The organism is Pseudoalteromonas sp. SR45-5, assembly GCF_014163565.1.
GTDB lineage: Bacteria > Pseudomonadota > Gammaproteobacteria > Enterobacterales > Alteromonadaceae > Pseudoalteromonas > Pseudoalteromonas distincta.
On sequence record NZ_JACJDN010000180.1, the window covers coordinates 1 to 6,818 of the forward strand.

The 6,818-nt window shown below is 37.6% G+C and carries 3 protein-coding genes and 1 pseudogene; all 4 read left to right on the top strand.

Annotation, left to right across the window (positions count from 1 at the left end):
- Positions 1–252: 252 nt before the first annotated feature.
- Positions 253–3,693 carry a VCBS repeat-containing protein gene (locus H5072_RS08770; RefSeq protein ID WP_024596998.1) on the top strand — a complete coding sequence of 1,147 codons (3,441 nt, stop codon included), beginning with the start codon at positions 253–255 and terminating at the stop codon, positions 3,691–3,693.
- A 184-nt stretch (positions 3,694–3,877) separates the two neighbouring features.
- On the top strand, positions 3,878–4,642 hold the full coding sequence (locus H5072_RS08775) for a DeoR/GlpR family DNA-binding transcription regulator (RefSeq protein ID WP_024596999.1): 765 nt from the start codon (positions 3,878–3,880) through the stop codon (positions 4,640–4,642).
- Positions 4,643–4,680: 38 nt separating this feature from the next.
- Complete coding sequence (glmS, locus tag H5072_RS08780; protein ID WP_182693291.1) at positions 4,681–6,501, top strand: glutamine--fructose-6-phosphate transaminase (isomerizing); 1,821 nt, start codon at positions 4,681–4,683, stop codon at positions 6,499–6,501.
- A 111-nt stretch (positions 6,502–6,612) separates the two neighbouring features.
- Positions 6,613–6,818 (top strand): annotated as a pseudogene (locus H5072_RS08785) (esterase); the annotation flags it as partial.

Sequence of the window (6,818 nt, forward strand, 5' to 3'; positions counted from 1 at the left end):
CGGCATATCTCGCCTGTTTGTTTTCTTTGCATTAAATATGGCTTAGTCACGCTATTAAATAATTTCATTGAGTTTGTTATTCATTTATATGCATACATTATTAAGTATTATCTCATGCTTATATATTTTACTGAAAAGTTGTTATTACCTTTTTGTATGGGCTAAAAAGGTTTTAAACAAATTTTGACTTTTATTATATTCCTTTTTAAAAAAGCTTTAATAATGTAAAATTCATGTTACAAGGAGTAAGTAATGAAATTAAATAAACTAACTAAATTATTCTGTTTAACAATTATTTTAGCCGGTTGTGGGGGAGGGGGTAATGATGCCAGCCAACCTGCTAATAATGATTCTGGTTCTTCTGGAAAAACTAAATTTGTTAAGCCTGATTATCAAAATACGCCTACCTATGACGGTGAATTATCTTTATTCGAAATAACAGCAAGTAATGTAACTCAACTAACAACTCAGTACTCATATCTAATAGATAGCCTAAATTCCATAGTATTTGGAGAGGATTATCAAAATCTATTTCTCCACGACCCAGTGCTAGATAACCAATCTGATAATTTCGGTTGTGTTACTGGCTCTGCTGACATGAAAGAGGAAGAGGCTAATCAGCACTATATAATTACTTATAACAATTGCTCTGCTGCTGGGTGGGTTTTTAATGGGCAATCTGATATTTATATCGAAAACTCTAACGCTGAATTTGTTTTAGAATATGGGGTAGTACCTAGTTTAACAATTAGTAACGAAGTGCTTGGGGTTACCTATTTAACAGAAGGTTTTGCTATTGCTAATAGTCAGGGAGTTAATAGTGACAGTAGCGCTACTGTGAATATTCAATTTAAAGGTGCTGATGAAAATTCCCTTGATATTTTATTCTCTAATGTAAGGCTTGATGCTGTTTTAGATGCAACCAATGTTGGGTATGGTATTGGTTTTAATGGCGAAGTTTATTTTAGTGATTTAGGAAAACTAACAATAAAAACTGATGAGTTTTATCCAACCAATGATATATCTCTGCCTTCAATAATAGGAGCAAAGTACACCCTAATATCACAAAATACTGCTAGTGTAGCTCTCAAAGCTAATGGCATTTCGACCATACATCTATCTAATGAATTTTTGCCACTAGAGTTTTATTTAACTGACTTAGATAATGTTTATAACAATACTGCCAACTCTATTCCTATAGCAAGTATTTCAGGCTCGAACAAAGCTCTACGACACTCTATCCTTACTCTTGATGCAACGCAGTCCAAGGACCCTGATTTTGAACCATTAGGTTATGAGTGGAAATTAATAACTTTTCCGCAGAATGCTAGTTGGCAACTTGGCACCGGTAGCAAAATTGACTTTATTGGAGACCTACCTGGCCTTTATCGTATTTCGTTAACAGTTGTAGACCCAAGTGGTGCAGAAAATACTGTGGAGCATGAGTTTAAATTAGAAAAACTGCCAGCAATTGTTTCTGACATTACTGCATATGATGAAATAGAATTAGGTGAACACTATACAGCCATTATTAACTTATCTAATGATGAGTTCGATGGTCCTTTTGAATACAAAATTGCTTATGGGCCAAGTAATATCTCGATTTCAGAACAAGGAGAGATTAATTGGTTAAGCAACGCGCCTGACTTTGGTAGTAATTTAAACGTAAATTTTGCTGTTGATATCTCAAACTCTGACAATCAAATAAGAATTAAGCACCAAATCAACCTTCAATCACTCGGTGGCGTAGATAATCGCTCAGTTGGTTATGTGAACAACTCAACATCCAGTGTAGCTTCAATTAAGCTTTCGAACCAAAAAAGGGGTGTATTACGCGGTAATGATAATTATATCTTAAGTCTCAGTGAGACAGGGTTGCTAGAATACAATAAATGGATACCTCCCTTACCTTCAAATGTTGAGCATGTAGGTGCATTTCTTAATCAGTCAGGGACGCAACTAAATTGGCTAAGTATTACTTACAACCAAGAGGCAGCTAAGCATCAAATATTTTTAACTAATGAGGGCTCAAGTAGTTTGCTGATAGATGATGTTTCGGCTGAAAATTATAACTCTATGGTATTTGATTACAACGGCGATGGTATTGAAGATATTCTTCTTTCGGCGGGGCATTCGTATGATAGCTATCTTATTAATGGAAATGATCTTTCTATCACTACGCTTATTGTTGCGCCGGACCTTTCACTTAATTATTCAAATCGCTTGATTCAAGTTTGTGATTTGAATAACGACGGCTTTAAAGAGTTAATTGATAGGGAAAGTATATTTGATGTCAAACAGAACAAATACCTGATAGGACCCTATTCTGAATATAAATTTAAGGCATTTACCAGTGGTGATAATTGTCGTGTAACTAGATATAAGGCCTCCGAACATTATAGTGAACTAATATGGTGGGAAGGTGGTGAACTGCAGGTGGGTAGTGAAAAGTTTGAGACTAATTTCAATGATGGTATTTCGATTAGCCTTGAAGTAGATAGTCCTTATAGTCATGTTTATTTTTCTAATTCAAAAGAGCTTTATTACTTTGATCAGCAGTGGCAATTGTTCTCTGTATCTATTGCTGAAAACCCCATTGGGAGAGTAATAGGTGCTGTTGATTTTGATAATGATGGAATACAGTCATTATTAGTAAGCAAAACAGATAGTTTAGAAGGAAGTTATTTATACGAAGAATATGCGATGCAAAGCTTTAGCTATGAGAATGGGCTATGGCAGCTTGAGTATTCATCAGTGGCTCAAGGTCAACTTCCTAATCTTCATATTGTTGGTGCTGTTGATGATACGGTTAGCATTTCAGATTTTGGCCGTTCGGCTAAGGTAACGCACAATAATGCACCTGTTACTTTCACTGGAGAGATGCTGTTAACGCAAGATAATGAAAATCAAATTGAGTATTCATTAACTCAAATTAACAACGAGACATTTATTGTTAAACGCAATACAGGTTCAACCAGTGTAATTTGGCAAACTAGCGTTGCAGAAGTGACTTTTTCTAATTCGTATGATTTTGCTTTTACAGAGTCCGAAACACACTTGAGCTTTAAAAGTGATATTAGATATTACACAATCGCTAAACAAACAGGAGAAGTCGTATCAAGAGCCTACTTTCCTTACTTGCCGTCTGAGGAGTTGTCAAAAATAATAATAGGTTATTACGATTTAGGTATAGCTTTTTACGAAAATCCAAGCTTATCACCCATTTCAATTGACAGTAGCAATTGGCCTGTACCTTTAGATTTCTTACAAGAAACAACAAGCCATGTCGCGCATGTACATGCTATTCAGCTAGATTCAGATCCTCAACTAGAGCTAATAATTGATTATCGTACTTTTGGTACTTTCGATGAAGAAGGTGGTTTAATAGTATTAGATACGAAAACGAAAGCATTAGAAATTTTGGACGAACAACAAATTAAGGGCTTTACAATTTACCACAAAGAGAAAATCCTCGATGAAACTATAGGTGGCGTTTATGGCCGAAACTATCTGGCGCATTACTCTATAGAAAAAACAATTAGCCTAGTGGATAAGTTATCAAATCAAGTTATTTGGGAGAGTCCACAAATCTCGAATAATTACCACGATGTATTAATTCAAAAAGATGAGCGTGATTCTTGGAGTTTATATATTTTAGGTAGTGAGTTTTTAATATATCCTTATTTGAACTAAAAAATAATAGCGTGCTCAGTAATCTAGTTTCTAGCTCACTGAGCAAGTTAGAGTGTTTCACCACATCTACATGCTGTTAAATTAAAAAGCGCACATTGCGCTTTTTTTACTCATTCACTTGCCATTTAGGTTGTTTCGTTTAAAATCGCATAACTTTCGAAATGAAACTTAATTCACGAGCTTTATGACTAAACGAAACACACAGCAGCGTCGTCACAATATACTGGTTCAAGTTAATGAATTAGGTGAAGTAGCCGTTGAAAAGTTAGCACAGCAGTTTCAAACATCTGAAGTAACCATTCGAAAAGATTTAACCGCGCTTGAAAAAAGTGGCTTATTGCTGCGCCGTTACGGCGGTGCTATTGCTCTGCCTAAAGAAATTGTTAGCGATGAAATAGATTCAAAGCGCAAAGTCGCAATAGCTAAGGCTGCAGCAAAACTTATAAAAGATCATAACCGCATTATTATTGATAGCGGGCGTACTACTGCTGCGATGATCCCCGAGCTTGCTGATAAGCGTGGGCTAGTTGTAATGACAAACGCAATTAAAGTAGCGAGTCGTTTATTAGCACTTGAGAACGAGCCAACACTTTTGATGACCGGTGGGACGTGGGATCCGCATTCTGAGTCGTTTCAGGGGCAAGTTGCCGAAAACGTATTATGCTCTTACGACTTTGATCAGCTCTTTATTGGTGCGGATGGTATAGATGTAAAACGTGGCACAACAACCTTTAATGAGTTAGTTGGTTTGAGCCAAGTAATGGCAAAAGCGGCTCGTGAAGTAATTGTAATGGTTGAATCAGATAAGATTGGCCGAAAAATACCAAATTTAGAATTACCGTGGAAAATAGTAACCACATTAATAACCGACAATGGCTTAGCAGATGAAAAGCGCAAAGCAATTGAGGCGTGTGGTGTAAAACTAATTTGCGCTGAATTTATTGAGTAGCCACAAAGTGGTAAATATACAAGATTATTGGAGAGATTATGTGTGGAATAGTTGGGGCAGTTGCAGAACGTCCAGTAAATAGAATACTGATTGAAGGGCTGAAGCGACTTGAATACCGTGGCTACGACTCTGCCGGTGTAGCACTACTAGAAGGCTCTACGCTAAATACTGTAAAAGCAGTAGGTAAAGTAGTTAACGTAGAAGCAGCTCTAGAAAAAGCAGGTGTTAGCGGTCATACAGGTATTGCACATACGCGCTGGGCAACACATGGTAGCGTTACAGAAGCAAATGCACACCCACATGTATCAAACAACCAGTTAGCACTTGTGCACAACGGTATTATTGAAAACCACGCAAGCTTACGCGCATCGCTTAAAGAAGAAGGCTACGAGTTTCTATCTGAAACCGATACCGAAGTAATGGTGCACTTAATTCATAAGCTTCGTAAGCAGCACACTAGTTTACTTACAGCAGTACAAGCTGCTGTTAAACAGTTTGAAGGCGCTTTTGGTACAGTTGTATTTGATAAAGCGAACGACAACGAAATCATTGTAGCGCGCTCAGGTAGCCCTCTTGTTATTGGTTTAGGCCTTGGCGAAAACTTTATAGCTTCTGATCAGTTAGCACTATTACCTGTTACTCGTAGCTTCATCTTTTTAGAAGAAGGCGATGTAGCGCGTATTACACGTGACACAGTAGAAATTTTTGATGAAAATGGCGACGCTGTAGAGCGTGAAGTGATTGAGTCAAACATTACACAAGATGCATCAGGCAAAGGCGACTACCGCCACTACATGCTAAAAGAAATCTACGAGCAACCACTTGCGGTACGTAATACCCTTGAAGGGCGTTTAAACGACGACCGCGTAGCAATTGATGCCTTTGGCGAAAGCGCTCAGCAAATATTTAAAGACGTAAAACACGTGCAAATTATTGCCTGTGGTACGTCTTACCATTCAGGTATGGTTGCACGTTATTGGCTTGAGCAATTTGCAGGCGTTAGCTGTAATGTAGAAATAGCTTCTGAATTTAGATACCGTCAGTCGTTTGTTCATGAAAATAGCTTACTTGTTACTATTTCTCAATCGGGTGAAACTGCCGATACGCTAGCTGCATTACGCCTAGCTAAAGAGCAAGGTTACATGGCCTCAATGACCATTTGTAACGTACCTGGTTCATCGCTTGTACGCGAATCAGACCTAGCCTTTATGACTAAAGCTGGCGCTGAAATAGGCGTGGCTTCTACTAAAGCATTTACAACGCAATTAGTTGGTTTGTTAATGCTTACTGCGTCTATAGCTCAAGAAAAACAGCTTGATCAAAGTGCTATTGTTAATGCTATAAAAGTACTACCTGCTAAGCTTGAAGAAACATTACTGCTTGCAGATGGCATTGCAGACCTTGCAGAAGAATTTGCCGACAAGCATCACTCACTGTTTTTAGGTCGTGGCTCACAATATCCAATCGCAATGGAAGGTGCGCTTAAGCTTAAAGAGATTTCGTACATTCACGCAGAAGCCTACGCAGCGGGCGAGCTAAAACATGGGCCACTTGCGCTTATAGATGCCGACATGCCAATTATTGTTGTAGCACCAAACAATGAGCTATTAGAAAAGCTTAAATCAAACGTAGAAGAAGTACGTGCACGTGGCGGCATTATTTACGTATTCGCAGATAAAGATTCACACTTTGAGTCAGACGACACAATGCGTGTTATCAACGTAAACCACACTGACGACATTATTGCGCCAATTGTTTACACACTGCCATTACAGTTACTGTCGTACTACGTAGCAGTAATTAAAGGTACCGACGTTGACCAACCACGTAATTTAGCTAAATCAGTTACTGTTGAGTAAAATCAATAGGTTGGTAATTACCTGTTAAAGATAAAAGGCGCTCAATGCGCCTTTTTTTGTACCTCAAAGCCTGTTAGATTAAATAACACACTATTTTCTAAAGGATTAGCTATGCGTTTATTCACTGCTATTTTTATATGTAGCTTATTTATAGTTTCTAATAACACACTTGCAGAGCCTGATTTAAAACAGCAAACCATTAGCTATAAGCAACAAACGCATACTATCAATTCAGTAATTTTAAATGAGCTACGTACCGTTGTAGTTCAACTTCCAAAGAGTTACCAAGCTAATCCAAACAAAGTTTATCCAGTTAT